Source organism: Brevundimonas nasdae, from assembly GCF_019395145.1.
GTDB lineage: Bacteria > Pseudomonadota > Alphaproteobacteria > Caulobacterales > Caulobacteraceae > Brevundimonas > Brevundimonas nasdae.
In genome coordinates this window covers 164,718-189,561 of the sequence record NZ_CP080034.1, presented here as the reverse complement: position 1 = coordinate 189,561, position 24,844 = coordinate 164,718, and the positions used below count along the sequence as shown (strand labels likewise).

The following is a 24,844-nucleotide window of genomic DNA, read 5'->3' as shown; positions in this document are numbered from 1 at the left end:
ATCCCAGTCTCGTCTCAGGCGCCGGCGGGTCGCACGGCGACCTCGTCGGGAGTTCTCAAATCGACGCGGGCGAAGCCCAGGTCGAGCAGACGTTCGCGCTGATCCAGCGCATCGAGACGGATCAGGGCCGCCTCCTGTTCAGTTGCAGGCAGTTGGATCAGGCTGCCGTCCTTAAGCCGCAGGTCCCAGCGGCGTTCGTCCACGCGGACCAGGGCGTCGATCCGGCCCATCAGGCGCGGACGCTGGTTCAACAGCGGCAGGATGTCCCCGGCGGCCACGTCGGCGCCCTTGCCCACCACCAGCGGCAGATTGGGATAACGACGCGCGTCTGCGCCGGTGATCACCTGGCCACGGGAGTCGATCACCTTGATCTGACCAGCCTCCTGCCAGACGGCCAGGCGGTCATGCTCCTTGATCTCGACAATCAGGGTGTCGGGCAGCAGGCGAACGACACGCGCCTCCTTGACCCAGCCCACCGCCTGGACTCGATCGCGGATCGCATCCAGATCCAGACTGGTGATCGGCTGTCCTGCGTGCAGGTCCAACGCGCGGCGGATGTCGGGTTCGGCCTCGGCCGTGGCGCCGGTGATATGCACCCGGTTCAGCGTCAGGCCCATGCTGGCCGTCAGATTATCGACGCCGTGCGAGAAGGAGGCGCCGATCCGTTCGGCCCGTGCGCCCGTCGCCAGAACCACGCCCAACAACACGGCGCCGCTCGCGAGGGCGATGATCATGGTGCGAGGCGAAACGTCGATCCGGCCGATGGCGGCCATCTTTCCGGGGATGGCGGACGCATTCTGAGAGCCGCCGCGCGAACGCCCGCCCCCGCCGGAGCCTGCGCCCTTGGGGCCTTGAGAATTCTGTCGCCGACCGCCGCGAACTACCGCGGGCATGAGGCGTCCTCCACCATCCACCGAACCAGGTCTTCGTAGCTCATTCCGGAATAGGCGGCCTGCTCTGGCGCGAGCGAGGTCGGGGTCATGCCGGGCTGAGTGTTGACCTCCAGTAGAACGAGATCGTCCTTAACATCGTCATAACGGAAGTCGGACCGGGAAACCCCTCGGCAACCCATTGCGGTGTGGGCCAGCTCGGCCTGGCGCAGCGCCGTCTCGAACACATGGGCGGGCAGCACTGCAGGCAGCACATGGACCGAGCCCCCGGGCGCATATTTGGCTTCATAATCATAGAAGCCCTTGGTCGGGGTGATGTCGGTCACGGTCAGGGCGCGCGGTCCCGTCGCCTCTCCGATCACGGTGACGCACAGCTCCTTGCCCGCGATATAGGGCTCGACCATCACCTGTTCGCCATAAGCCCAGTCGGGGGCGCCGACCTCAGCCTGAGGGCGGTTGGCGCCTTCGGGCACCAGGAAGACGCCGACGGAAGAGCCCTCGGCGTTCGGCTTGATGACATAGGGCGGGTCGATGACGTGGCGGCTGGCGACCTCATGACGGTCAAACAGACCACCGCCCGGCACCTTGACGCCTGCGGCCCGCAGCACGGCCTTGGACTTGTCCTTGTCCATCGCCAGGGCCGAGGCCAGCACGCCGGAATGGGTGTAGGGGATTTTCAGCGTTTCCAGAACGCCCTGAACACAGCCGTCCTCGCCCCAGGCGCCGTGCAGGCAGTTCAGCACCACGTCAGGCTTAATCAGGCCGGCCAGCACATTGGCCAGATCACGCCCCGCGTCCACGCGGCTGACGCGCACGCCCTGCCGCTCCAGCGCCCGGGCGCACTGTTCGCCAGACGACAGCGACACTTCGCGCTCGGCGGAAAGACCGCCCATCAGGACGGCGACATGCAGATCTTGGAAAGGACGGGTCATGCGTGGCTCCAGCAGGAACCGATGCAACAAATGTCCTTAACAGGTCATCAACCTTATCGCCCTGTCGCTCAAATTCGATGTTCGCGAAAAGGAACGCGCAGCGACGTCAGACGACCCTGCGGCCGATGCGTTTGATCTCCCAGTCCAGTTGAACGCCGGTCTTCAGCAGCACATCGGCGCGGACGGTTTCGCCCAGGCCTTCGATATCGGCAGCGGTGGCTTCGCCGGGGTTGATCATGAAGTTGGAGTGCAGGTCGCTGAACATGGCCCCTCCCCCGGTTTCCGTATGCAGCTTGCCGCGCCAGCCCGCCTCGTCGACCAGCTTCCACGACGAATGGCCGGGCGGGTTCTTGAAGGTAGAACCGCCGGTCTTTTCACGGATCGGCTGGGTGGTTTCGCGACGGCTGGTGATCTCGCTGATGCGGGCGGCGACAGCGTCGGGCGCATCGGGCGTTCCGCGATAGACGGCCTCGATCCAGATGATGTCGGCGGGCGCTTCAGAGTGGCGGTAGGTGTAGCCGAAGTCGGCCAGCGTATAATCGACCCGTTCCCCCGTTCGCGTCAGACCCCAGGCCGACACCAGCACATCCTTAGTCTCGGCGCCGTAGCAGCCCGCGTTCATGGTCAGTGCGCCGCCGATGGTGCCGGGTATACCGGCATAGAACTCCAGCCCCGCGATCCCCGCCTTGGCCGAGGCCCTGGCCACCATGGAATCCAGCGCGCCTGCGCCCGCCGTGATGGTGTCGCCTTCCGCCGTCACGCCCGCGAACGGACGCCCCGCCAGACGGATCACCACGCCCTCGACCCCGCCGTCACGCACGATGACGTTGGACCCGACCCCCAGCACCGTCACCGGCACGGACGCGTCCAGCCCCTTCAGGAAGTCGACCAGATCATCGGCGTCGGCGGGAATGAACAGCAGTTCCGCCGTCCCGCCCACGCGAAACCAGGTGAAGGGCGCCAGAGGCTCATCGCGCAACAGCTTGCCACGCACGGAAGGGAGATCATCACGCCAGGTCATGTCTGCTCCGATAGCGGCGTCGGCATGGAAATCAAAGAGGCCGCGTCCTGCACACTGGCCTGCACCGCGCGGCGTCGCCTAAAGACGCGGGATGAAACTGCTCTCCGCGCTCAAGATCATCGCGCTCAGCATGGCGCTGACGGCCGTGTTGCTGCTGGGCTGGATCGGCCTTTCGGTCCTGGCCTACAATCACGGCGCTGGGGCCATATCGTCCAATGCGGTGCTGAATTTCATGCTAGCCGCGCTGCTGGCCTTCGTCGGCCTGCCGATCCTGCACCGCGCCTTCTACCGCTATTTCTGGGCCATCCGGCGCAAGCTGGCGTCGGGCGAGATGCAGATCGGCGACAGAATGCCGGTCATCGGCTCTGAACCCCACGCCCCGCCGCCGCGCACCGCCAAGACGCGGGGGCAGATCGCCCTCTACGCCGTCTTCTATGTGATCGGCATCGCGTCCTTGCTCGCGATCTATGTGCCGATCGGCCATCAGGAGGGGCTGAACGCCTTTCTCTCCCGATTCAGCGCAGGGCGCAGTTCATTCACCACCCTGGCCACGCTGGTCATCATCTATCTGCCGATGGCGATCACCCTGGCGCTGATCTTCCCCTTCGTCGATGCGGACAAGAAGCTGATCCAGAAGGGCGGCGCCGACGCCGATGAAATCCTGCGCCTGCAGGATCGTCAGGAATGGCTGTTCTCGTTCGCCACAGCCTATGTCTGCGTCGGCTTCCTGACCTTCATCGCCGGACACATGATCCTGCGGTTCCTGGCATGAGTTAAGACAGCGCGCAGACCGCTCAGCCCTTCAGCGCCTCAAGCTGCCCCGGCAGGGCATAGGCCCAGGCGGTGATGTCGCCTGCACCCAGCAGCACGACCAGATCGCCCGGCTTGGCTTCTTCAGCGATCACGCCCGGCAGTGCCTGCACGCTTTCCAGCGGCTGGACCGAGCGGTGGCCGAAGCGGCGCGCGCCCTCGACCAGCGCATGTTTGTCCACGCCCTCCAGCGGCGCTTCGCCTGCCGGATAGACGTCGGCGACGATCACGGAATCCGCGTCGGAAAAGCAGGTGGAGAACTCTTCCATCAGGTCGCGCAGGCGGGTGTACCGGTGCGGCTGGACGACGGCGATGACGCGGCCCGAACCATCGGCGTTCTGGGCCACTTGACGCGCGGCCTTCAGAACAGCGGCGATCTCGACCGGGTGGTGGCCGTAGTCGTCGACGATCCGCACGCCGTTGACCACGCCCGTGGTGGTGAAGCGGCGCTTGACCCCGCCGAAGCCGGCCAGACCGGCCTTGATGGCGTCATCAGCCACATCCAGCTCGCGCGCCACAGCGATGGCGGCCAGGGCGTTGGCGACGTTGTGACCGCCCGCCATCGGCAGGTGCAGGCCCTCGATCCGCGTCTCGTCGGCTTCGGCGCCCGCGCCCTGGAAGACCACATCGAACCGGCAGCCGTCCGGCCCCATGTCGATATTCTCGGCCCGCACCATGGCCTGCGGATTGACGCCGTAGGTCACCAGACGCCGGTTATCGATTGCGGCGACCAGACGCTGCACCTCCGGGTGGTCCAGACAGACGGCGGCGAAACCGTAGAAGGGGATGTTCTCGACGAAATCGATGAAGGCTTTCCGCACCCCTTCGAAGTCGCCGTAATGGTCCAGATGCTCGGGGTCGATGTTGGTGACGATGGCCACCGTCGACTTCAGACGCAGGAAGCTGCCGTCCGATTCATCCGCCTCAACCACGATCCAGTCGCCGTCGCCGACTTTCGCATTGGTGCCATAGGCGTTGATGATGCCCCCGTTGACGATGGTGGGGTCCAGCCCGCCCGCATCCAGCAAGGCCGCGACCATCGAGGTCGTCGTGGTCTTGCCGTGCGTGCCGCCGACCGCCACCGAGAACTGCAGCCGCATCAGCTCGGCCAGCATCTCGGCGCGCCGCACCAGTGGGATCCGACGCTCGCGCGCCGCCATCATCTCCGGGTTGGTCGCCTTGACCGCCGTGGAATAGACCACCGCCGACACGCCCTCGCCCACATGGGCGGCGTCATGGCCGATGAAGATTTTCGCGCCCAACTGCTCCAGCCGCTCGGTGTTGGCGCTGGCCTTGGCGTCAGACCCCTGAACCGAATAGCCGATCTTCAACATGATCTCGGCGATGCCGCTCATGCCTATGCCGCCGATGCCGACAAAATGGACTGGGCCGAGATCAAAGGGGACGGGGCGTAGGCGTGCGATCATCCAAGCCTCTTAGACGCCGTCTCGGCCCCTGCGAAGGGCGCGACGCCTTAGGCGCGAACTTTTCTGTTGGTCCATGTCCCCCGAAGTTTCTTCCGTGACGCTGGGACCATTGCGGCCCAGCCGCGTTCGCTCTGCACATATCCATGATGACAGGGAGGTTTGCATGACGACCAGGAAGATCACGGAAGCGACCGCGGGAGATGGTGGTGAACTGCATCAAACCGCCTCTGCGCCTGAGGCCCGCACCACCACCAATCATGGGGCGCCGATCAGCGACAATCAGAATTCCCTGAAGGCGGGGACGCGCGGCTCGACCCTGCTTGAGGACTTCATCCTCCGCGAAAAAATCCAGCATTTCGACCATGAGCGTATTCCCGAGCGCATCGTCCACGCCCGCGGTTCGGCCGCCCATGGCTTTTTTGAACTGACCGACAGCCTGGCCGAGTTCACGACGGCGAAAATCCTGACCGAGGTGGGCAAGAAGACCGAACTGTTCACCCGCTTCTCCACCGTCGCAGGCGGCGCCGGATCGGTGGACACGCCGCGCGACGTGCGCGGCTTCGCGGTCAAATTCTACACGGTCGAAGGCAACTGGGATCTGGTCGGCAACAACATCCCCGTCTTCTTCATTCAGGACGCGATCAAATTCCCCGACCTGATCCATTCGGTGAAGATGGAGGCGGACAAGGGCTATCCCCAGGCCGCCAGCGCCCATGACACCTTCTGGGACTTCATCGGCCTGATGCCGGAAAGCACCCATATGCTGATGTGGGCCATGTCCGACCGGGGCATTCCCCGCAGTTTGCGAATGATGGAAGGCTTCGGCGTCAACACCTTCCGCCTGATCAACGCCGAGGGGACGCCGACCTTCGTCAAATTCCACTGGCGGCCCAAGCTGGGGACCCAGTCGACCTGCTGGGACGAGGCGGTCAAGATCGCGGGCGCCGATCCCGACTACCACCGCCGCGATCTCTATGAAGCCATCGCCCAGGGCGACTTCCCCGAATGGGAGTTCGGCGTCCAGTTGTTCAGTCAGGCCGAAGCCGACGCCCTGCCCTTTGACATCCTGGACCCCACCAAGCTGGTCCCGGAAGAGGATCACCCGATCCGCGTCATCGGCCGCATGGTGCTGAACCGCAACCCGGACAACTTCTTCGCCGAGACGGAACAGGCGGCCTTCCTGCCGACCAATATCGTGCCGGGCATCGACTTCTCCGAAGACCCGCTGCTGCAGGGGCGGCTGTTCTCCTATCAGGACACCCAGCTGTCGCGTCTGGGCACGGTCAACTTCCACCAGATCCCGATCAATCAGGCCAAGGGTTGTCCGTTCCAGAACTTCCAGCGCGACGGTCATATGCAGACCCAGGTCTTCAAGGGCCGCGCCAATTATGAACCGAACAGTCTGGCCGAAAACGGCGAGGACGGCGGGCCGCGCGAAGACCCCAAGGGCGGCTTCCGCACCGCCCCCATTGCGGTCGAGGGTGAGAAGGTCCGCCTGCGCGCCGAAACCTTCGCCGACCACTACAGCCAGGCGCGTCTGTTCTTCCGCTCACAGACCGCGCCGGAACAGGCCCACCTGGCCAGCGCGATCGTGTTCGAACTGTCCAAGGTGTCGCTGGACCATGTGCGTCAGCGCATCCTGGGCAATCTGAGGAACGTCGATGAAGACCTGGCCAAACGTGTCGCCAACGGCCTGAACCTGCCGCTGCCCAAGGCGTCGTCCCCCGCGGTCGCGCCGGTCGATCTGGAGCCGTCGCCTGCCCTGCGCATCCTGGGCAAGTACCCGGACACGCTGAAGGGCCGAAAGGTCGCCATACTGGTCGCGGACGGCTCGGACGGCGCCGTCGTGTCGTCAGTGCGCAAGGCGGTTGAGGGCGACGGCGGCTCTGTCTTCATCGTCGCGCCCAAGATCGGCGGGGCCAAGCTGGCGGACGGGTCGACCCTGGCGGCCGATGGCCAGTTGGCCGGCAGTCCCTCGGTCCTGTTCGACGCGGTGGCCATCATCCTGTCCGACGACGGCTGCGCGCAGTTGCTGAAGGAAGGGGCCGCCGTCGACTTCGCCAAGGACGCCTTCGGTCACCTGAAGGCCGTCGGCTTCACGCCCCAGGCCCAACCGCTGCTGGACAAGGCGGGGGTAGAGCCTGACGACGGCGTCGTGGACATCGCCCAATCGGCGAAGGCCTTCATCGAACCGGCCCGTACCCGGCAGTGGGATCGCGAGCCCAAGGTGCGGATGCTGGCCTGACAGAACGGAAACCGACGCGATCTTTCGCGTCGGTTACTCCGCCTTAACCGTAACGATTCACCATGATGGCTCTGTTTGTTTCGGGGCCGCCTTTCCATGTCCGATCTGAAGACCGACGTCGTTCACCGCGGCGACTGCATCGAAGTGCTGAAAAGCCTGCCGGACGCCTCGGTGGACATGGTCTTCGCCGACCCGCCCTATAATCTGCAGCTGGGCGGCGACCTGCTGCGCCCCGACAACTCCAAGGTCGATGCGGTCGATGACGACTGGGACAAGTTCGGCAGCTTCGCCGAATACGACGCCTTCACCCGCGGCTGGCTGGCGGAATGCCGCCGCGTGCTGAAGCCGGAAGGTTCGATCTGGGTGATCGGCTCATATCACAACGTCTTCCGCCTTGGCGCGGCGATCCAGGACCTGGGCTTCTGGGTGCTGAACGACATCATCTGGCGCAAGTCCAACCCGATGCCGAACTTCAAGGGCACCCGTTTCACCAACGCCCACGAGACCCTGATCTGGGCGGCGCGGTCGCGTGAGCAGAAGCGCTACACCTTCAACTATGACGCGCTGAAAGCCTTCAACGAAGACACCCAGATGCGTTCGGACTGGACCTTCGCCCTGTGCACCGGCGAAGAGCGGATCAAGGACGCCGACGGCAAGAAGGCCCATCCGACGCAAAAGCCCGAGGCCCTGCTCCACCGCGTGCTGATGTCGGCGACCCGCCCCGGCGACGTGGTTCTGGACCCCTTCTTCGGCACCGGCACCACCGGCGCTGCGGCCAAGCGTCTGGGTCGTCATTTCATCGGCATCGAGCGTGATGAAACCTATGCCGACGTGGCTGAAAAACGCATCGCCGCCGTCATTCCCGCCGCCCTGGAAGACCTGAAGGTCATGGGCTCCAAGCGCGACGAGCCCAAGGTGCCGTTCGGAGCCCTGGTCGAGGCCGGCCTGCTGCAGCCCGGCGACCGCCTCTATACGCCCAAGGGCGACCGCGAGGCCCGCGTCCGCGCCGACGGCTCGCTGATCCACGGCGACCTGACCGGCTCGATCCACAAGCTGGGCGCCCTGATGGAGAACGCCCCGGCCTGCAACGGCTGGACCTACTGGCGCTTCAAGACCGATCAGGGCCTGAAATCCATTGACGCCCTGCGCGCCGAAATTCGCGCCGGAATGCAGTGACGGCGCCCCGCCCGCGACAGAAAAACTGAAAACCCTACTTCCGCAATTCACCGGGATGCGGAGGAACGTGACAGTCTGATCTTCGTTGATGCCAACGGTCTGCTCCCGCAGGCCGGAGCACCACATCATGAAGATCGCCCAGGTCACGCCGCTGTATGAGGCTGTCCCTCCCAAGCTTTACGGAGGGACCGAGCGCGTCGTCGCGCACCTGACGGACGCCCTTGTCGATCTGGGTCACGACGTGACCCTGTTCGCCAGCGCCGATGCCCAGACACGGGCGCGGCTGGTCCCCGTTCGCGATCAGGCCATCCGCCTGGACCCCGCCCCGCTGAAGTCCGATTTGGCCGCGCACCTGTCGATGCTGGGCGAGGTGTTGGACCGCGTCGATGAGTTCGACGTCATCCATTTCCACACCGACATGATCCACTTCCCGGTTTTCCAGCCGTGGGCGGACAAGACCATAACCACCCTGCACGGGCGCCTGGACATGAAGGACCTGCCCGCCGTCTATGCGCGCTGGAGTGATTTCGGACTGGTCTCCATCTCCGACAACCAGAGACAGCCGCTGCATTTCGCCAACTGGAAAGCGACCGTCCACCACGGCATGCCCGCCGACCACTATCAGTTTTCGGCCAAGTCCCAGGGCTATCTGGCCTTCCTGGGCCGCATCTCGCCCGAGAAACGCCCCGACCGCGCCATCGAGATCGCCACCAAGCTGGGCCGCCGTCTGAAGATCGCCGCCAAGGTCGACGCCGCTGACAAGCTGTATTGGGAGGAGACGATCCGCCCATTGATCCAGGACAACCCCCTGATCGAATTCATCGGCGAAATCGGCGACCACCAGAAGTCGGCCTTCCTGGGCGGCGCGGACGCCCTGTTGTTCCCCATCGACTGGCCCGAGCCCTTTGGTCTGGTCATGATCGAGGCCATGGCCTGCGGCACCCCGGTGGTCGCCTTCCGCTGCGGCTCGACGCCCGAGATCATCGAAGACGGACGGACCGGCTTCCTGGTGGATACGCTGGAACAGGCCGTCGCCGCCACGGACCGGACCCGCCTGCTGGACCGCGAGACGGTGCGCGCGCGCTTTGACCTGCGCTTTTCGTCCACCGCCATGGCGCGCAGCTATCTGGATGTTTACGGCGACCTGCTGGCCCGACGTCCATTTGCAGAGCCGCCCCTGCCGGATGTCGTGCGCCCTATCCGCCCCCTGAAGGAAGAGCGCAGTTTCACCACCCGCGCGTGAAGCTCGAAAATCAGGCGGCGAGGATGAACCCTCAGCCGCCTGTTTCATTTGAATGGTCAAGCGGCCCGTCAGCGCCGCATTTGGATGAAACGCTCGGCCAAGGCCTCAATAACGGCGGAGAGACCTGATGGACGACGCCTATTCCACCCAGATGACGGCGGGTGAAACCGTTGAGGCCTCTGGCCTCGAACAGCTGATGGCCCTGAAGGAAGGCGATGTCTTTCTGGTCGCCGACGGCTGGGGCGACATGAAGGGCGGGGCGGACGGCCTGTTCGCTCACGACACCCGGGTCCTGTCGCGCTGGGTCATGACAGTCGGTCTGGCGCGGCCGTCGCGCCTGTCCTCGGGCGTCAGTCAGGACAATGTCTTCTTCTCCTGCCATTCGACCAACCGCCCCCTGCCCCCGATGGGCGGGCGCTCTGCGCCCGCGGGCGTGCTGCATATCGAGCGGCGGCGCTTCCTGTGGGACGAGCGGATGTTCGAGCGCATCCAGATGGTCAATCACGGCATGGAGGACGTCCTGCTGCCGCTGGCCTTCGATTTCGGCGTCGACTTCGCCGACATCTTCCAGGTGCGCGGCACGCCTCGGGCCAGGCGGGGAACGGTCCATGCGCCGACCATGGACGGGCGCCGCGTCACCTTCCGCTACACCGGCCTGGACAAGGTCGAGCGCCACAGCTGCCTGTCCTTCTCCGAACCGCCCGCGCGCCTGACCGGCCAGCGCGCCGAGTTCATGTTCAGCCTGCCCAAGGGCAAGACCGTGGACCTCTATGTTGAGTGCGGCCTGGACGCCTGCGAGGCGCCGGACGCCCAACGCTGGCGGCTCAACGCCGTCCACGCCCGGATCGCCATGCGGGCGAAGCGTCGACGCGGCGCCTCGGTGCGCGGTCCACGCAGCCCCCGCTTCAACGACTGGCTGGACCAATCGCGCGCCGACATGGCCCTGTTGACCACCGACCTGCCGACAGGCCCCTATCCCTATGCAGGCACGCCCTGGTTCTCGACCCCCTTCGGGCGCGACGGCATCATCGCCGCCTGGCAGATGCTGTGGCTGGACCCGTCCCTGGCCAAGGGGGTCCTGACCTATCTGGCCAGCCGACAGGCGACCGAAACCTCGCTCTATCAGGACGGCCAGCCCGGCAAGATCATGCACGAGACGCGCGGCGGCGAGATGAGCGCCCTGCACGAGGTGCCGTTCGCCCTCTATTACGGCGGCGTGGACACCACCTGCCTGTTCGTGGCCCTGGCGGGCGCCTACGCCAACCGCACGGGCGACCTGGACCTGATCCGCAAGCTCTGGCCCAACCTGATCGCCGCGTCCGAATGGATGCGCGACTATGGCGACAGCAATGGCGACGGCCTGATCGACTATCAGCGCGGCGCCGACACGGGCCTGTCGAACCAGGGGTGGAAGGACTCAGAGGACTCGATCTTCCACGCCGACGGTCATTTCCCCAAGGGTCCCATCGCCCTGCTGGAAGTCCAGGGCTACGCTTTCGCCGCCTGGAAGGCGCTGGGTGATCTGGGCGAGCGGCTGGGTGACGACCGCACCGCCGAGTGGCGCGCCCGCGCCGAACAGGTCCGCCAACTGGTCGAGGATCAGTTCTGGATGGAGGACGAAGGCTTCTACGCCATCGCCCTGGACGGCGACGGCCAGCAGTGCCGCGCCATCGCCTCGAACGCGGGACATCTGCTGTTCACCGGCCTGCCGTCGGTGGAGCGCGCACGGCGCGTCACCAAACGCCTGCTGACCGCCGAGTTCCGCACCGGCTGGGGCATCCGCACGCTGGAGTTGGGCCAGGCGCGGTTCAACCCGATGAGCTATCACAACGGCTCGGTCTGGCCTCACGACACGGCCATGGCGGCGGCCGGCATGGCCGGTTACGGCGAGCGCGCCGCCGTGGCCGAGATTCTGGCCGAAATCTACGCCGCAGCCGCCCATTTCCACCTGCGCCTGCCCGAACTGTTCTGCGGCTTCCCGCGTGAGCCGGGCGAGCCGCCCATCGCCTATCCGGTCGCCTGTCTGCCGCAAGCCTGGGCGGCGGGGTCCGTCTTCCTGATGCTGCAGGCCTCGCTGGGCCTGTCCATCGACGCCTGGAACGGAACCATCAACATGACCGATCCGGTCCTGCCGTCAGGGCTGGAGCGGCTGGACATCACAGGCCTGGAGATCGGCGACGCCATCGTCGATCTGAACTTCCGCCATGTGGACGGTCGGGCCGTGGTCGTGCCCAGGCACAAGCGCGGCAATCTGTCGGTGCGGACCCTGCGCTGAGGTCCGTTCAGATCAGGGCCGGTTCGCCCGCCCGGTCCAGCGCCTTGGCGAAGACGGTCGGCAAGGCGGCGCGCGCCGCCTCGACGGTCATCCATTCATAGTCGCCGCCGCCTTCTACCCGCGCCGTCCGCACGCTCAGGGTCAGGCTGAAATGGGTGAAGACGTGCTCCACCGCCCCGGCCTCGCGCCAGTCCGCGGCGATGGGCGCCGCCGCGTCCACCGCTCCAACGGCCCAATCGCTGGTGGGCAGGCCCATCATGCCGCCCAGCAGCCCCTTGTCCGGCCGTCGCTCCAGCGCCACCCGCCCCTCGGCGTCGATCATAACATAGACCACGCCCAGACGATGCGGCCGCTCGGCCTTCTTCGTCTTGATCGGAAATCGCTCCGGCGTCCCGCCCGCAAAACCCAGACACTGATCGGTCAGAGGACAGAGGCCGCACGTCGGCGACTTGGGACGACACACCGTCGCCCCCAGATCCATCAGCGCCTGCGCCCAGTCGCCGGGCCGATCATCGGTGATGAACTGGGCCGCCAGCCGTTTCAGTTCCGGCCTTGCGGCGGGCAGCGGCGTCTCGACCGCAAACAGCCGCGCCATCACCCGCTCGACATTGCCGTCCACCACATTGGCCGCGCGGTCGAAGGCGATCGAGGCCACGGCGGCGGCGGTGTAGGCGCCCACGCCGGGCAGGGCCAGCAGCCCGGCCTCCGTATCCGGGAACACCCCGCCGTGGTCGCTGGCCACCGCCCGCGCGCAGGCCAGCAGGTTTCGAGCGCGGGCGTAATAGCCAAGCCCCGCCCACGCCGCCATCACCTCTGCATCCGGCGCGGCGGCCAGGTCCGAAACCGTCGGCCAGCGGCGGGTGAAATCATGGAAATAGGGCGTGGCGTGCGGCACCGTCGTCTGCTGCAGCATCACCTCGGACAGCCAGACGCGATAAGGTTCGGTCCGCGTCCCCGCCCCCGGCGGCGCGCGCCACTGCAGGCTTCGCGCGTGGGCGTCGTACCAGGCGAGCAGTTCAGATCGGATCAGGGAGACGTCAGGCATAGGTCGGGCTATATAGGCCTATGCGCCGCACCCTGCCCACAGACGCCGAGGTTCGCGAGATTCTGTCTCGCCGCCGCACCCGCCCGGCCCCGCGCGCCGCCCCCCGCGCAGGCAAGACCCTGACGCCCCTGATCAAGAAGCTGGACGCCCAGTTCGGACGCAGCGCCAGCGCCTTGGAGCCGTTGTGGATCGAGATTGTCGGCGAACGGCTGGCGCGGATCACCTCGCCCAAGAACATCATCAAGGGCCGCGCGGGCCAGCCCGGCATTCTGGAGCTTCGCGTCGTCAGCGCCGCCGCCCTGCTGGTCCAGCACCAGTCCGAGGAGATTCTGGCCAAGGTGAACCTGTTCCTGGGCGAAGGAACCGTGGGCAAGCTGCGCATCGCCCAGGGGCCGGTCAAGCCGCCGGTCAAGGCGGTCGAACGCCCCAAACGTGCGCCCAAGCCCCCGCCCCTGTCAGCCGCAGCAGAGGCCGACCTGGCCGCCTCCATCGCCTCCGCGCCTGACGAACTGAAGGCGGCCCTGGCCAAGTTGGGCCGCGCGGCGATGTCGCGCCCAAACAGTCAAGATTGACAAAACTTCGCCGCACCTGTTCTCGACTAATCATGGATTGCGTGGTTCCAGGGGAATCGCGCGATCATCCGGCAACGCTCCGATCAAGGAAGTCACATGGCCCAGACTGAATCCCGCCTCGCCCGCATGAGCCGCCGCGCGGCCATCACCGGCGCCGCCATGGCGACCATGGCCCTGGCCGCCTGCGGCGGCGGCGCCAAGGGCGCGGCTGAAGGCGACATGGCCCAGGGCGCGGCTGAAGGCGCCAAGGTCACCGTGGTCGAATACGCCTCGGTCACCTGCCCGCACTGCGCCATCTGGCAAGAGAACACCTACCCGGCGTTCAAGGCCAAATACGTCGACACGGGCAAGGTCCGCTACATCTTCCGCGAACTGCCGACCCCGCCGGTCGACGCCGCCACCGCCGGCTTCCTGGTCGCGCGCTGCGCCGGCCCGGACAAGTATTTCGACGTCGTCCACCAGCTGATGAAGACTCAGCAGGAGATGATCACCACCTCGCCGCGCGAATGGCTGCTGCGCACCGCCCAGGCGGCTGGCCTGTCGGAAGAGCAGTTCAACCAGTGCGTCACGGACAAGAACGCCGTCGCCGCGATGGAGAAGCGCGTTCAGGCCGCCCGCGCCCAGGGCGTGACCGGCACCCCGGCCTTCTACGTCAACGACACCCAGGTGATCTCGCCGGGCGGCGAAGGCGCCAGCCTGGCCGACCTGTCGGCCGCCATCGACGCAGCCCTGGCCAAGTAAGATGATGAAGCGCGCGTTGACGGGACTGTCGGTTGCTCTCGCCCTTGTGGCGGCGCCTGCCCTTGCCGCCGACGCGCCTCCGCCGCCGGTGACGGCGGCGGACCATGTCCTGGGCCAGTCCACGGCCAAGGTCACGGTCATCGAATACGCCTCCCTGACCTGTTCGCACTGCGCGGACTGGCATGACGAGGTCCTGCCTGCGCTGAAGACCCGCTACATCGACCGGGGCGAGGTGCGTTTCGTCTATCGCACCCTGCCGACGCCGCCGGTCAACGTCGCCCAGGCGGCGGCGGCCGTGGCCCAGTGCGCGGCGCCGGGCAAGTTCTTCGCCACCATCGACGCCTTCTTCGCCGCCCAATCGGCCCTGCCGACGACGGGAACCGGCCCTTATTTCGAACGCGGGGTGGCGGCGTCGGGCCGCACGCGGGACGAGATCAGCGCCTGCCTCAACGAGCCGGCCACTGCCGCCGCACTGGAGGCCCAGGTGAACGGCGCCGTCGCGGCTGGCGTCGACGGCACCCCGGCCCTGTTCGTCAACGGCCGCCGTGTCACGGACGTGTCCTTTGCGGGCCTGTCCGCCGCCATCGACCCGCTGCTGCGTCGGTGACGCTCTAGGTCCATGCAGTTCCAGCGCCTCCGGCTCGTCGGCTTCAAGTCGTTCGTCGACCCGGCGGAAGTGCATATTGAATCCGGCCTGACCGGGATCGTCGGGCCGAACGGCTGCGGCAAATCCAACGTCCTTGAAAGCCTGCGCTGGGTCATGGGCGCCAACTCGGCCAAGGCCATGCGCGGCCAGGGCATGGACGACGTCATCTTCGCAGGCGCCGCAGGCAGACCGCCGCGCAGTCATGCCGAAGTTCAGCTGACCATCGACAACGCCCAGCGCCGCGCGCCCCAGCCCTTCACCGACAGCCCAATTCTGGAGGTGTCGCGCCGCATCGACCGGGGCCAGGGCTCGACCTATCGCATCAACGGCAAGGAGGTTCGCGCCCGCGACGTCCAGCTGCTGTTCGCCGACGCCTCGACCGGCGCCAACTCGCCCGCCCTGGTGCGTCAGGGCCAGATTTCAGAACTGATCGCCGCCAAGCCCCAGAACCGTCGTCGCATTCTGGAAGAGGCGGGCGGGGTCGCCGGTCTACACACCCGCAGGCACGAGGCCGAACTGCGTCTGAAAGCCGCCGAGACCAATCTGGAGCGCCTGGACGACATCGGCCGCGAACTGGAGACGGCATTGAACCGCCTGAAGCGCGAAGCGCGGCAGGCCGAGAAATACAAGAAGATCTCCGCCGAGATCCGCGCCCTGCAGGCCGCCTTGCTGTACGTCCGCTGGAACGACGCCAGGCTGGCTGCCGAGGCCGCCGCCGCCGAACTGCGCGACGCCGACCGCGCCGTTGCCGAAACCACGACCGCCGCCGCCGCGGCCCAAACCGCTGCGCTGGCCGCTCAGGAAGCCCTGAAGCCCGCGCGGGAGGAGGAAGCCGTCGCCTCCGCCTTGCTGCACCGCGCCAGTCTGGAACGCGACCGGCTGGACATGGCCGAACAGGCCGCCCGCGCCGAGGTGGACCGGCTGAAGGCCGAGGCCGCCCGCATCGCCGCCGACGCTGAACGCGAAGACAATATGGCCGCCGACGCCAGGCGTGAACTGGACCGGCTGGATCATGAACTGACCCGATTGAAGGCCGAGATCGCCGCAGCACCCGAGCGCGGCCCCGAACTGGACAAGGCGCTGGCCGCCGCAGAGGACGCGCGCAAGGCCGCCGACGCCGAGGTCGAACGTCTGGCCGGAACCCTGGCCGCCGTCGAGGCCCGCGCCAACGCCGAGGCCGCGCGCAAACGCGACGCCGAGGCCCGCCTGTCGCGCGTGACCGGCCAGTTCGAACAGGCCAGGCGCGAACGTGAGGCCCTGGGTCCGCTGGAGACGCCGGAACTGGAGACGGCCCGTCAGGCGCTGGAGACGGCGCAGGCCGATCTGTCCGCCGCCCGCGAAGCCGTCGAGGCCGCCGAGGCTCGACGCGGCGAACTGGCCCGCACGGAGCAGGACGCCCGCACCGCCGCCCGCGCGGCCGAGGACCGTCTGGGCCGCCTGCAGACCGAGGCGCGGGGTCTGGCCCAACTGCTGGTCACCGGCAAGCGCGACCACCCGCCTGCGCTGGACAGGGTGCGCGCCGACAGGGGGTATGAGGCCGCCCTCGCCGCCGCCCTGGGCGACGATCTGGACGCCGCGCTGGACGCCCGCGCCGCCGCCTACTGGGGCGGGGCGGATGCGCCAGTTCCGACATGGCCTGCAGGCGTCAGGCCTCTGTCGGCCCATGTGCAGGCGCCGGATCAGCTGACCGCCCGCCTCGCCCTGTGCGGCGTCGCGGCCAGGGCTGAGGCCGCGCAGTTGGCGCAGGCTCTGCCGCCCGGCGCCCGTCTGGTGACGACCGAGGGCGACCTCTATCGCTGGGATGGTTTCGTCAGCCGCGCCGAGGCGCCGCGCCCCGCCGCCGTCCGTCTGGCGCAGCGCACGCGGCTGGCCGAACTGGAAGCCGAGATCGACAAGGGCAAGCCGGCGCTGGATCAGGCCCAAGCGGCCCAGAAATCCGCCACCGACGCCTTCCGCGCCGCCGAGGAAGCGGTGAAGGCCGCCCGCCTGAAACCCTTCGCCGCCGACAAGGCCGTGACCGCCGCCCGCGACCGCGTCGAGAACCTGGCCCGCGAACAGACGCGCCGCGAAGCCCGGGCGCAGGCGCTGGACGACACCGTGACCCGCCTCGACGCCGAGGTGGCCGAGGCCCGCGCCGCGCTGGAAGCCGCGCAGGGCGTCGACGCTCCGTCCGAAACCGTCGCCGGTCTGCGTGACGAGTTGACCGCCGCCCGATCCGCCGCCGATGCGGCCCGCACCGCAGCCCAGACCGCCCGCTCCGACCGCGACTCAGAGGCCCGCGACCGGCAGGGCCGCGAGCAACGTCACGGCAGCCTGACCCGCGCGCGCGACGGCTGGGTCAGTCGCTCCAAGGACAGCACCACCCGCATATCTGCCCTAGCGAAAGACGCCGAAAAGACCACCGCCCTGCTGAAACAGGCTGAGGTGGCGCCGCAGGGCTTCGCCGAACAGCGCGGCAAGCTGCTGGACACGCTGACTGCGGCCGAGCAGCGCAAGCAGGCCTCATCCGACGCGATGGCCCTGGCCGACACGACGGCGGGCGACGCAGACCGCGCCTCACGCGCCGCCGACACCGCTGCGTCGCAGGCCCGCGAGGCCCGCGCCGGACTGGCCGCCCGCGCCGAGGCCGCCGCCGAAAAACTGACCGAAGCGGAAGCCACCGTCCGAGACACCGCCCAGATGTCGCCGGAGGAGCTGGGCCAGAAGCTGACCGACGACGCCATCGCCCGCCCGCCGGATGCGGCGGGGGCCGAGAACCTGCTTTACGGACTGGAGCGCGAGCGGGAAGCCCTGGGCGCCGTCAACCTGCGCGCCGAGGACGAGGCCGTGGAATACGGCGACCGCCTGCAGAGCATGAAGTCCGAGCGCATCGACCTGACCCAGGCGATCGCCAAGCTGCGCGACGGCATCGACGAGCTGAACGCCGAGGGCCGCGAACGTCTGGTCGCCGCCTTCGATGTCATCAACACCAACTTCAAGACCCTGTTCGAGGCCCTGTTCGGCGGCGGCCAGGCCGAACTGAAACTGGTCGAAAGCGACGATCCGCTGGAGGCGGGTCTGGAGATTTACGCCTGCCCGCCCGGCAAGCGCCTGTCGGTCATGTCGCTGATGAGCGGCGGCGAGCAGGCCCTGACGGCGGCGGCCCTGATCTTCGGCGTCTTCCTGGCCAACCCGGCGCCCGTCTGCGTGCTGGACGAGGTGGACGCCCCGCTGGACGACGCCAACGTCGACCGCTTCTGCCGGATGCTGCACGAAATGCGCTCGCGCACCGACACCCGCTTCATCGTCATCACCCACAATCCGGTGACCATGAGCCGGATGGACCGCCTGTACGGCGTCACCATGCCCGAACGCGGCATGAGCCAGCTGGTCAGCGTGGACCTGAATCAAGCCGAGACCCTGGTCGCATGATCACCCTGATGCTGGCCTTGCTGGCCGATCCCAGTCCTGCTTTGGCGCCCGTCGGCGTCGGCCGTTTCGCCATCTATGCCGATGTGAACTCTATCGCACGCGACGGCGACATCGCCCGGATGCGCGAGCTTCAGGTGACCGAAACGGGGTTCAAGGTCGGCCACGTTCTCTATGTCGGGGGCTGGTCACGGTGGGCGTTCGACTGCCGGGCCATGACGGCGGACCGGCTAGACTTTTCCTCCCTGCGCGCCGACGGGACCGAAGGCCCCGCGACGCCGGACGCCGCCCCCGCCTATCCTGCGGCGCCGGGCGGGGATGCCGCCGAGCTTCTGGCCGTGGCCTGTGCGAGCCAGAAGCCGACCGACACAATGTCGCTGGATGATGCCGTCAGGCTGGGTCAGCAGGCGCTGGCGGAATAGGCGGGCGCGCCACCGCCTCCCCTTGCGGCCATTCCAGACGATCCCGCGGCAGGGCCTCGCGGCAATGATCGCGCATATAGGCCATCAGCTTCTCGCGGATTTCGCAGCGCAGATCGAAGGCCACCCCGGCGGACCGCGCGCTGGCCAGGCACCGAAGCTGCAGCACCCGCTCGGTGATGTCGGTCACCTGCATCACCTGCACCTCGCCGTCCCAGTGTTTCGACGCCTGAACGATGCCCTCATAGGCGACGCGCAGTTTGTCGACCGGCGCCTCATAGTCCACATAGAAGAAGGCCACGCCCAGCAGGCGCGAGTTCTCGCGCGTCCAATTCTGGAAGGGCTTGGTGATGAAATAGGACAGGGGCAGCACCATCCGGCGCCAATCCCACAGCTTGACCACCACATAGGTCGAGGTGATCTCCTCCACATTGCCCCACTCGCCCTCGACGATCACGGCGTCGTCGATGCGGATCGGCTGGGTCAGGGCGATCTGGATGCCCGCCACCATGTTGGTCAGGATGGGCTGAAGCGCCAGGCCGGCGATGATGCCGACGACGCCTGCCGAAGCCAGCAGGCTGACGCCCCACTGTCGGAACCCGGCGATGGTCATCAGGGCCAGGCCGACCGTGACGATGAACAGAACCACCTTGGCCACACGCTGCAGGATGCGGGTCTGCGTCAGGTGTTTGCGGGCGACCAGGTTGTCTTCCGTGGCGACGTTGAACCGCTTCAGGTGCATCACCGTCCACATGTCCAGCACCCCGGACGCCAGCCAGCCCATGATCAGGATCGACAGGAACAGCAGGATCGAACGGATGTCGGCGGATGGCTCCGGATGCATCGGCGACACCGTGACCCCGATCCCTATGCCGATGATGATGGTCAGGATGCGCAGCTTGATCCGCGCCCGCTCGACCACCCCGCGCCAGAAGACATCCTTGTTGCGCACGACCCGGCGCAGGATTTCGAAGGCGATCTTGTGCACGATCCAGCCGCCGCCGACGAAGACCAGCAGAACGATCAGGATCACAGCCCATTCCGGCAGCCAGTCGAACTGGTGCCACAGGGCGCGGACTTGGCGGGTCAGGGCGATGATTTCGGGAGGCATGCCTCTCTAACGCATCACAAGCTTTACGGTTTTCCTTCTCTCGCCCATTTCCTGGAGAGGTGGATCGACGCAGGGGCGGGCGAACGCCGGATCAGCGTTTCGCGGTCGCCTCGACCAAGTCCGCCAGACGCTGCGCCGCGTCGGGAATGGCGACTGATTTCGCCGCCGCTGACATGACCGCCAGACGCGCCGGATCGGCCAGCACATCTTCGAGCGCTGCCGTCAGACGCTCAACCGTCAGATCGTCTTCCAGAATGACTTCGGCGGCCCCCGCATCGCCCAGAGCCTTGGCGTTCAGGCGCTGGTGATCGTCGGTGGCGATCTTCAGCGGGATCAGGATGGACGGCAGGGCCGCCACCGCCAGTTCGGCGCAGGTCGAGGCGCCGGACCGCCCCACCACCAGATGCGCCGCCGACAGGCGCGAAGCCATGTCGCGGAAGAAGGGCGCGACCTCAGCCTCGATCCCGGCCTCCAGATAGATCTGCTGGGCGGTTTCCAGCGTCTCGGGGCGGGACTGCTGCTGCACCTTCAGGCGACGTCGGATGGCCTCAGGCAGGGCCGCCAGGGCGCGGGGCGTCGTCTCCGACAGGATGCGCGCGCCCTGACTGCCGCCCGTCACCAGCACGCGGATCGGGCCGTCTGCGGCGGGCGCGACATAAGCCCTGTCGAACAGGGCGCGGATATCGGCGCGCACGGGGCTGCCGACGACGTGCGATCGTCCCTGCACCTTGGCTGGCGCGCGCTCCAGGGTCGGGAAGGACGAAGCGACTTCGTTCACATAGGGGGCAAGGATGCGGTTGGTGCGGCCCAGCACGGCGTTCTGTTCGTGGATCACCGTCGGACGCTGCGACGTCACCGCCGCCACCAGCGCCGGCGCCGACGGATAGCCGCCGAATCCCACCACGACATCGGCGCCCAGACGGTCGAAGGCCGTGCGCGCCTGCATCACGCCCTTGAAGATGGCCACGCCCGCCTTGACCAAGCCCAGAGGTCCCGATCCCGTCGCCGCATCCAGCGCCAGACGTTCCTCGGCCGGAAAAGCATGGGCGTATTGCTCGCCCCGGTGATCGGTCGCCAGAACCACGCGCCAGCCGCGCGCCGACAGTTCACGCGCCAGGGCCTCGGCCGGGAACATATGCCCGCCGGTTCCACCGGCGGCGACGACGCAGAGCTTGGACATTCAGGCCTCGTTTTTACAGCAGACGGCGACGCGAACCGGGCAGGCTCGCCCCCGGCTCATACGCTCCGGGACGACGACGCGTCAGGGCCAGCGCAAAGCCCATGGTCACGCACATGGCCAGCATGGACGATCCGCCATAGCTGATGAAGGGCAGGGTCATGCCCTTGGTGGGGATCAGGTTCAGGTTCACCGCCACATTGATGCAGGCCTGAAGCCCGATCAGCATGAACAGGCCCGCCGCCGCCGTCTGCTCGAACGGATCGGTCAGCTTCATCGCCCGGCGCATCCCGCGCACCACGATGAAGGCGTAGAGGCCGATCATGATCAGGCTCAGCACCAGGCCGAACTCTTCAGCGCCGACCGAATAGATGAAGTCGGTGTGCAGGTCCGGCACCCGGCGCTTCATCACCCCCTCGCCGATGCCGCGCCCGACCAGTCCGCCCGCGCGGATAGCCTCGGATGCGCTGTCGATCTGGTGGGTGTCGGTGGTCTCGGGCGAGGTGAAGCGGCTCAGACGGTCACGCATGTGACCGAAGACGAAATACAGCGACACCAGTCCCGCCATGCCCGCGCTGGCCAGCACCGCCATCCACTTGAACGGCACCCCGGCCATGAAGAAGACGGCCATGAAGGTGGTGGTGATCAGCAGGGTCTGGCCGATGTCCGGCTGGATCAACAGCAGACAGACCGTCAGGGCGTAGAAGCCGAACGCAATAGTCACGCCCGGCACCCCCTGCCCCTTCTGCGCCTCGGCGAACATCCAGGCGGCGAAGACGATCAGGCCGGGCTTGGCGAACTCGGACGGCTGCAGGCTGAACGGGCCCAGGTTCACCCAGCGCGCGGCCCCCTTCACCGTGTCGCCGATGAACGGCAGGGCCGCCATGACGATGATGGCGCTGAACAGGGCCAGCACCGCCACACGCCGCACGCCGCGCGGCGACATCAGCGAGGTGGCCAGCATGACCGTCAGCCCCATGCCCGCGAACGCCATCATCCGCCACGAATAGTGGAAGGGATCGGTGATCGATTCATCGGCCAGGATCGCCGCCGGGCTGGAGGCGAAGCTGAGCGCCACGCCCAGCCCCATCAGCGCCAGGGCCGCGCTCAGCAGTCCACGATCCACGGTCCAGAACCACTGGGCCACATGGCTCTGATCATTGCGCGAGAAGGTCGGCGTATAGGGCGCGGTCATGCGGTCGCCTCCGGCGCGGCGCCAAGGTTGAGCACGGCGGCGCGGAACGCCTCGCCCCGCGCCTCGAAGTCGGGATACTGGTCGAAACTGGCGCAGGCGGGCGACAGCAGCACGATCTGCTCATCTCCTGCTTGTCGGGCGTCTGTCGTCGCAGCCGCCACCGCAGCGTCCAGCGTCTTCGACACCACATGCGGTGTGGCGCCCAGCGTAACGGCGAAAGCGTCCGCCGCCTCACCGATCAGATAGGCCTTGGTCACGCGGGGGAACAGATCGGCCAGATCAGCGATGCCGCCCGCCTTTGGCACGCCGCCGGCGATCCAGAAGACCTTAGGATAGCTGGACAGCGCCTGACGCGCGGCGTCGGCGTTGGTGGCCTTGGAATCATTGATGAACCGCACCGGTCCGATATGGCCGACGGCCTCCATCCGGTGCGCCAGACCGGGGAAGGTCAGGAGGCCTTCGACAGCGGCTTCGTGCGACACGCCCAGCGCCCGCGCGGCGGCATAGGCGAAGGCGGCGTTCTGGGCGTTGTGGCGACCAGGCAGCGAGCGGGCTGCGGACAGGTCGGCGATGACTTCGCCATCCTTCAGAACAGCCCCGGCGCGCGCCGCATATCCTTCCTGTCCTGCGGCCGACGGATCCGTGCTGATGCTGACCGTATGGCGTCCGGCGGCGTGCAGCGCGTCGAAAACGCCCTGCCCCCAGGTTTCGTCGACGCCGACCAACGCGACGGCGTCAGGTCCCTGCGCCGCAAATATCCGCCGCTTGGCCGCGACATAGCCTTCCATCCCGCCATGGCGATCCAGATGGTCCGGCGACACATTGGTCAGGATCGCCACGTCAGGCGTGAAGCTGGTCGTCAGGTCCAGTTGATAGCTGGACACCTCGATCACATAGACCGCGTCCGGCGTTGGTTCCGGCAGGGCCAGAACCCCGATGCCGATGTTGCCGCCGACATGGACCGTCAGCCCCGCCTGTTTCAGCACCCAGCCGATCAGGGCCGTGGTCGTGGACTTGCCGTTGGTGCCGGTGACGGCGACCACGCGGGGCCGCTGGTCCGGCGACAGAACCGCCAGGGCGCGGGCGAACAGTTCGCCATCGCCGATAACCGGCACGCCCGCTTCATGCGCGCGGTCGACCGTCCAGTGCGGTTTCGGATGGGTCAGGGGCGCGCCGGGCGACAGGACCAGGGCGGCGAAGCCCGTCCAGTCGGCGGCGGTCAGGTCTTCGACTTCGAAACCTTCAGCCTGGGCCTGCATTCGGCCCGAAACACTGTCGTCCCACAAGATCGGGATCGCGCCCCCGGCCAACAGAGCGCGCGCCGCCGTGATCCCCGACCGTCCCAGGCCGAAGACCGCAACACGTCTGCCCTCATAGCCGGGAACGGGGATCATGGGATCAGCGCAGCTTCAGCGTGGACAGGCCGATCAGCGCCAGCGCCCCGGCGATGATCCAGAACCGGATGACCACGGTCGATTCCGGCCAACCCATCTTTTCGAAATGGTGGTGGATCGGCGCCATCAGGAAGATGCGCTTCTTGGTCAGCTTGTAATAGCCGACCTGTATCATGACCGAGGCGGCCTCGATCACGAACAGGCCGCCGATGATGCCCAGAACAAGCTCGTGCTTGGTGGTGACGGCGATGGCGCCCAGCGCCCCGCCCAGGGCCAGCGAACCGGTGTCGCCCATGAAGATCTTGGCGGGCGGCGCATTGTACCAGAGGAAGCCCGCGCCCCCGCCGATCATGGCCGTGCAGAAGATGGCCAGTTCACCCGCGCCCGGCACGTGGTGGATCTGCAGATACTGAGAAAAGACGAAGTTGCCGGCCAGATAGGCGATCACGCCGAACGCGGCGGCAGCCATCATCACCGGCACGGTGGCCAGACCGTCCAGCCCGTCCGTCAGGTTCACCGCGTTGGAGAAGCCGACGATGGTGAAGGCCGCAAACGCCACATAGAACCAGCCGATGTTCAGCAGAACGGCCTTGAAGAAGGGGAAGGCGATCGAGGTCTCAAGCCCCGGCGAGGTCGGCGAGTGGGTCATCCACAGCACCGTCAGCACGCCCGCGACCACGGCGACGACCGTCTGGGCCAACAGCTTCTGCTTGGACGTCAGGCCCGCCGAGGTCTGTTTCGTCACCTTGGCGTAGTCGTCGATGAAGCCCAGCACGCCAAACGCCGCCGTCACGCCGGACACGATCCAGATATAGGGGTTGGTCAGGTCGCCCCACAGCAGCACGGCGACGCCGATGCCCGCCAGGATCATCAGGCCGCCCATGGTCGGGGTGCCGACCTTGGACAGGTGCGAAACCGGGCCGTCGTCGCGGATCGGCTGGCCCCGGCCCTGTTTGGCGCGGATCCAGTTGATGAAGCGGCTGCCCATGGCCACCGCCACCACGGCCGCCGTGGCCAGGGCCAGGGCGCCGCGCACCGTCTGATACTGAAGCAGGTTCAGCAGGGGATACTGGTGCGCCACATCGGCGTAATAGAGATACAGCAGATAAAACATTCG

The 24,844-nt window shown here is 67.3% G+C and carries 20 protein-coding genes; 10 read left to right on the top strand and 10 right to left on the bottom strand.

What is annotated here, in order from left to right; genetic code table 11:
• Window positions 1-14: 14 nt before the first annotated feature.
• From KWG56_RS01000 to murB, 3 genes are all read right to left on the bottom strand, one after another.
• Window positions 15-893, bottom strand: coding sequence for a cell division protein FtsQ/DivIB (locus KWG56_RS01000; RefSeq protein ID WP_219353382.1), 879 nt, complete (start codon window positions 891-893; stop codon window positions 15-17).
• Window positions 881-1,822: a D-alanine--D-alanine ligase gene (locus tag KWG56_RS00995; RefSeq protein ID WP_219353381.1), complete on the bottom strand. Its 942-nt coding sequence runs from the start codon at window positions 1,820-1,822 to the stop codon at window positions 881-883. The genes KWG56_RS01000 and KWG56_RS00995 overlap by 13 nt, the downstream gene beginning before the upstream one ends.
• Before the next feature lie 106 nt (window positions 1,823-1,928).
• Window positions 1,929-2,843 carry a UDP-N-acetylmuramate dehydrogenase gene (gene murB, locus KWG56_RS00990; protein ID WP_219353380.1) on the bottom strand — a complete coding sequence of 305 codons (915 nt, stop codon included), beginning with the start codon at window positions 2,841-2,843 and terminating at the stop codon, window positions 1,929-1,931.
• A gap of 91 nt (window positions 2,844-2,934) precedes the next feature.
• Between murB and KWG56_RS00985 the strand changes: the two genes are divergently transcribed.
• Window positions 2,935-3,615 (top strand): hypothetical protein, encoded by a 681-nt coding sequence (locus KWG56_RS00985; protein ID WP_219353379.1) that lies wholly within the window; start codon window positions 2,935-2,937, stop codon window positions 3,613-3,615.
• 22 nt (window positions 3,616-3,637) lie between these two features.
• On the opposite strand, the gene murC is transcribed toward KWG56_RS00985, so the two are convergent.
• On the bottom strand, window positions 3,638-5,080 hold the full coding sequence (murC, locus tag KWG56_RS00980) for a UDP-N-acetylmuramate--L-alanine ligase (protein ID WP_219353378.1): 1,443 nt from the start codon (window positions 5,078-5,080) through the stop codon (window positions 3,638-3,640).
• 163 nt (window positions 5,081-5,243) lie between these two features.
• On the opposite strand from murC, the gene KWG56_RS00975 reads away from it, so the two are divergent.
• The 4 genes from KWG56_RS00975 to KWG56_RS00960 all read left to right on the top strand — a co-directional run bounded on the left by KWG56_RS00975 (window position 5,244) and on the right by KWG56_RS00960 (window position 12,019).
• Window positions 5,244-7,325, top strand: coding sequence for a catalase (locus tag KWG56_RS00975; RefSeq protein WP_219353377.1), 2,082 nt, complete (start codon window positions 5,244-5,246; stop codon window positions 7,323-7,325).
• Window positions 7,326-7,421: 96 nt separating this feature from the next.
• Window positions 7,422-8,501: a site-specific DNA-methyltransferase gene (locus KWG56_RS00970; RefSeq protein WP_219353376.1), complete on the top strand. Its 1,080-nt coding sequence runs from the start codon at window positions 7,422-7,424 to the stop codon at window positions 8,499-8,501.
• A 127-nt stretch (window positions 8,502-8,628) separates the two neighbouring features.
• Window positions 8,629-9,744: a glycosyltransferase family 4 protein gene (locus KWG56_RS00965; RefSeq protein ID WP_201100682.1), complete on the top strand. Its 1,116-nt coding sequence runs from the start codon at window positions 8,629-8,631 to the stop codon at window positions 9,742-9,744.
• A gap of 127 nt (window positions 9,745-9,871) precedes the next feature.
• On the top strand, window positions 9,872-12,019 hold the full coding sequence (locus tag KWG56_RS00960; protein WP_219353375.1) for an amylo-alpha-1,6-glucosidase: 2,148 nt from the start codon (window positions 9,872-9,874) through the stop codon (window positions 12,017-12,019).
• Between the two features lie 7 nt (window positions 12,020-12,026).
• On the opposite strand, the gene mutY is transcribed toward KWG56_RS00960, so the two are convergent.
• Window positions 12,027-13,064 (bottom strand): A/G-specific adenine glycosylase, encoded by a 1,038-nt coding sequence (gene mutY, locus KWG56_RS00955; protein ID WP_219353374.1) that lies wholly within the window; start codon window positions 13,062-13,064, stop codon window positions 12,027-12,029.
• A 20-nt stretch (window positions 13,065-13,084) separates the two neighbouring features.
• Here mutY and KWG56_RS00950 point away from each other — a divergent pair, with 20 nt between their 5' ends.
• From KWG56_RS00950 to KWG56_RS00930, 5 genes are all read left to right on the top strand, one after another.
• Window positions 13,085-13,636 carry a DUF721 domain-containing protein gene (locus KWG56_RS00950; protein WP_219353373.1) on the top strand — a complete coding sequence of 184 codons (552 nt, stop codon included), beginning with the start codon at window positions 13,085-13,087 and terminating at the stop codon, window positions 13,634-13,636.
• 96 nt (window positions 13,637-13,732) lie between these two features.
• The gene (locus tag KWG56_RS00945) at window positions 13,733-14,377 is read left to right on the top strand and encodes a DsbA family protein (RefSeq protein WP_219353372.1); all 645 of its coding nucleotides are present in this window, start codon (window positions 13,733-13,735) and stop codon (window positions 14,375-14,377) included.
• Window positions 14,378-14,381: 4 nt separating this feature from the next.
• Window positions 14,382-14,984 (top strand): thioredoxin domain-containing protein, encoded by a 603-nt coding sequence (locus KWG56_RS00940; protein WP_244999588.1) that lies wholly within the window; start codon window positions 14,382-14,384, stop codon window positions 14,982-14,984.
• 12 nt (window positions 14,985-14,996) lie between these two features.
• Entirely contained in the window at window positions 14,997-18,434 is a 3,438-nt protein-coding gene (gene smc / locus KWG56_RS00935) for a chromosome segregation protein SMC (protein WP_219353370.1), read from the top strand.
• Window positions 18,431-18,853: a surface-adhesin E family protein gene (locus KWG56_RS00930; protein WP_219353369.1), complete on the top strand. Its 423-nt coding sequence runs from the start codon at window positions 18,431-18,433 to the stop codon at window positions 18,851-18,853. The genes smc and KWG56_RS00930 overlap by 4 nt, the downstream gene beginning before the upstream one ends.
• On the opposite strand, the gene KWG56_RS00925 is transcribed toward KWG56_RS00930, so the two are convergent.
• The 5 genes from KWG56_RS00925 to mraY form a co-directional block, all read right to left on the bottom strand.
• The gene (locus KWG56_RS00925) at window positions 18,822-19,961 is read right to left on the bottom strand and encodes a mechanosensitive ion channel family protein (RefSeq protein ID WP_219353368.1); all 1,140 of its coding nucleotides are present in this window, start codon (window positions 19,959-19,961) and stop codon (window positions 18,822-18,824) included. The genes KWG56_RS00930 and KWG56_RS00925 overlap by 32 nt on opposite strands.
• A 91-nt stretch (window positions 19,962-20,052) precedes the next feature.
• On the bottom strand, window positions 20,053-21,141 hold the full coding sequence (gene murG / locus KWG56_RS00920; RefSeq protein ID WP_219353367.1) for an undecaprenyldiphospho-muramoylpentapeptide beta-N-acetylglucosaminyltransferase: 1,089 nt from the start codon (window positions 21,139-21,141) through the stop codon (window positions 20,053-20,055).
• A gap of 13 nt (window positions 21,142-21,154) precedes the next feature.
• Window positions 21,155-22,333 (bottom strand): putative lipid II flippase FtsW, encoded by a 1,179-nt coding sequence (gene ftsW / locus KWG56_RS00915; RefSeq protein ID WP_219353366.1) that lies wholly within the window; start codon window positions 22,331-22,333, stop codon window positions 21,155-21,157.
• Window positions 22,330-23,727 (bottom strand): UDP-N-acetylmuramoyl-L-alanine--D-glutamate ligase, encoded by a 1,398-nt coding sequence (gene murD, locus KWG56_RS00910; RefSeq protein WP_219353365.1) that lies wholly within the window; start codon window positions 23,725-23,727, stop codon window positions 22,330-22,332. Before murD ends, ftsW begins: the two co-directional genes overlap by 4 nt.
• A 4-nt stretch (window positions 23,728-23,731) precedes the next feature.
• Complete coding sequence (mraY, locus tag KWG56_RS00905; protein WP_219353364.1) at window positions 23,732-24,841, bottom strand: phospho-N-acetylmuramoyl-pentapeptide-transferase; 1,110 nt, start codon at window positions 24,839-24,841, stop codon at window positions 23,732-23,734.
• Between the last annotated feature and the right edge of the window lie 3 nt (window positions 24,842-24,844).

Bases quoted from the DNA above. Each gene is read 5' to 3' on its own strand.
- KWG56_RS01000 (WP_219353382.1), bottom strand. From the start codon at position 893: ATGCCCGCGGTAGTTCGCGGCGGTCGGCGACAGAATTCTCAAGGCCCC.
- KWG56_RS00995 (WP_219353381.1), bottom strand. From the start codon at position 1,822: ATGACCCGTCCTTTCCAAGATCTGCATGTCGCCGTCCTGATGGGCGGT.
- murB (WP_219353380.1), bottom strand. From the start codon at position 2,843: ATGACCTGGCGTGATGATCTCCCTTCCGTGCGTGGCAAGCTGTTGCGC.
- KWG56_RS00985 (WP_219353379.1), top strand. From the start codon at position 2,935: ATGAAACTGCTCTCCGCGCTCAAGATCATCGCGCTCAGCATGGCGCTG.
- murC (WP_219353378.1), bottom strand. From the start codon at position 5,080: ATGATCGCACGCCTACGCCCCGTCCCCTTTGATCTCGGCCCAGTCCAT.
- KWG56_RS00975 (WP_219353377.1), top strand. From the start codon at position 5,244: ATGACGACCAGGAAGATCACGGAAGCGACCGCGGGAGATGGTGGTGAA.
- KWG56_RS00970 (WP_219353376.1), top strand. From the start codon at position 7,422: ATGTCCGATCTGAAGACCGACGTCGTTCACCGCGGCGACTGCATCGAA.
- KWG56_RS00965 (WP_201100682.1), top strand. From the start codon at position 8,629: ATGAAGATCGCCCAGGTCACGCCGCTGTATGAGGCTGTCCCTCCCAAG.
- KWG56_RS00960 (WP_219353375.1), top strand. From the start codon at position 9,872: ATGGACGACGCCTATTCCACCCAGATGACGGCGGGTGAAACCGTTGAG.
- mutY (WP_219353374.1), bottom strand. From the start codon at position 13,064: ATGCCTGACGTCTCCCTGATCCGATCTGAACTGCTCGCCTGGTACGAC.
- KWG56_RS00950 (WP_219353373.1), top strand. From the start codon at position 13,085: ATGCGCCGCACCCTGCCCACAGACGCCGAGGTTCGCGAGATTCTGTCT.
- KWG56_RS00945 (WP_219353372.1), top strand. From the start codon at position 13,733: ATGGCCCAGACTGAATCCCGCCTCGCCCGCATGAGCCGCCGCGCGGCC.
- KWG56_RS00940 (WP_244999588.1), top strand. From the start codon at position 14,382: ATGAAGCGCGCGTTGACGGGACTGTCGGTTGCTCTCGCCCTTGTGGCG.
- smc (WP_219353370.1), top strand. From the start codon at position 14,997: ATGCAGTTCCAGCGCCTCCGGCTCGTCGGCTTCAAGTCGTTCGTCGAC.
- KWG56_RS00930 (WP_219353369.1), top strand. From the start codon at position 18,431: ATGATCACCCTGATGCTGGCCTTGCTGGCCGATCCCAGTCCTGCTTTG.
- KWG56_RS00925 (WP_219353368.1), bottom strand. From the start codon at position 19,961: ATGCCTCCCGAAATCATCGCCCTGACCCGCCAAGTCCGCGCCCTGTGG.
- murG (WP_219353367.1), bottom strand. From the start codon at position 21,141: ATGTCCAAGCTCTGCGTCGTCGCCGCCGGTGGAACCGGCGGGCATATG.
- ftsW (WP_219353366.1), bottom strand. From the start codon at position 22,333: ATGACCGCGCCCTATACGCCGACCTTCTCGCGCAATGATCAGAGCCAT.
- murD (WP_219353365.1), bottom strand. From the start codon at position 23,727: ATGATCCCCGTTCCCGGCTATGAGGGCAGACGTGTTGCGGTCTTCGGC.
- mraY (WP_219353364.1), bottom strand. From the start codon at position 24,841: ATGTTTTATCTGCTGTATCTCTATTACGCCGATGTGGCGCACCAGTAT.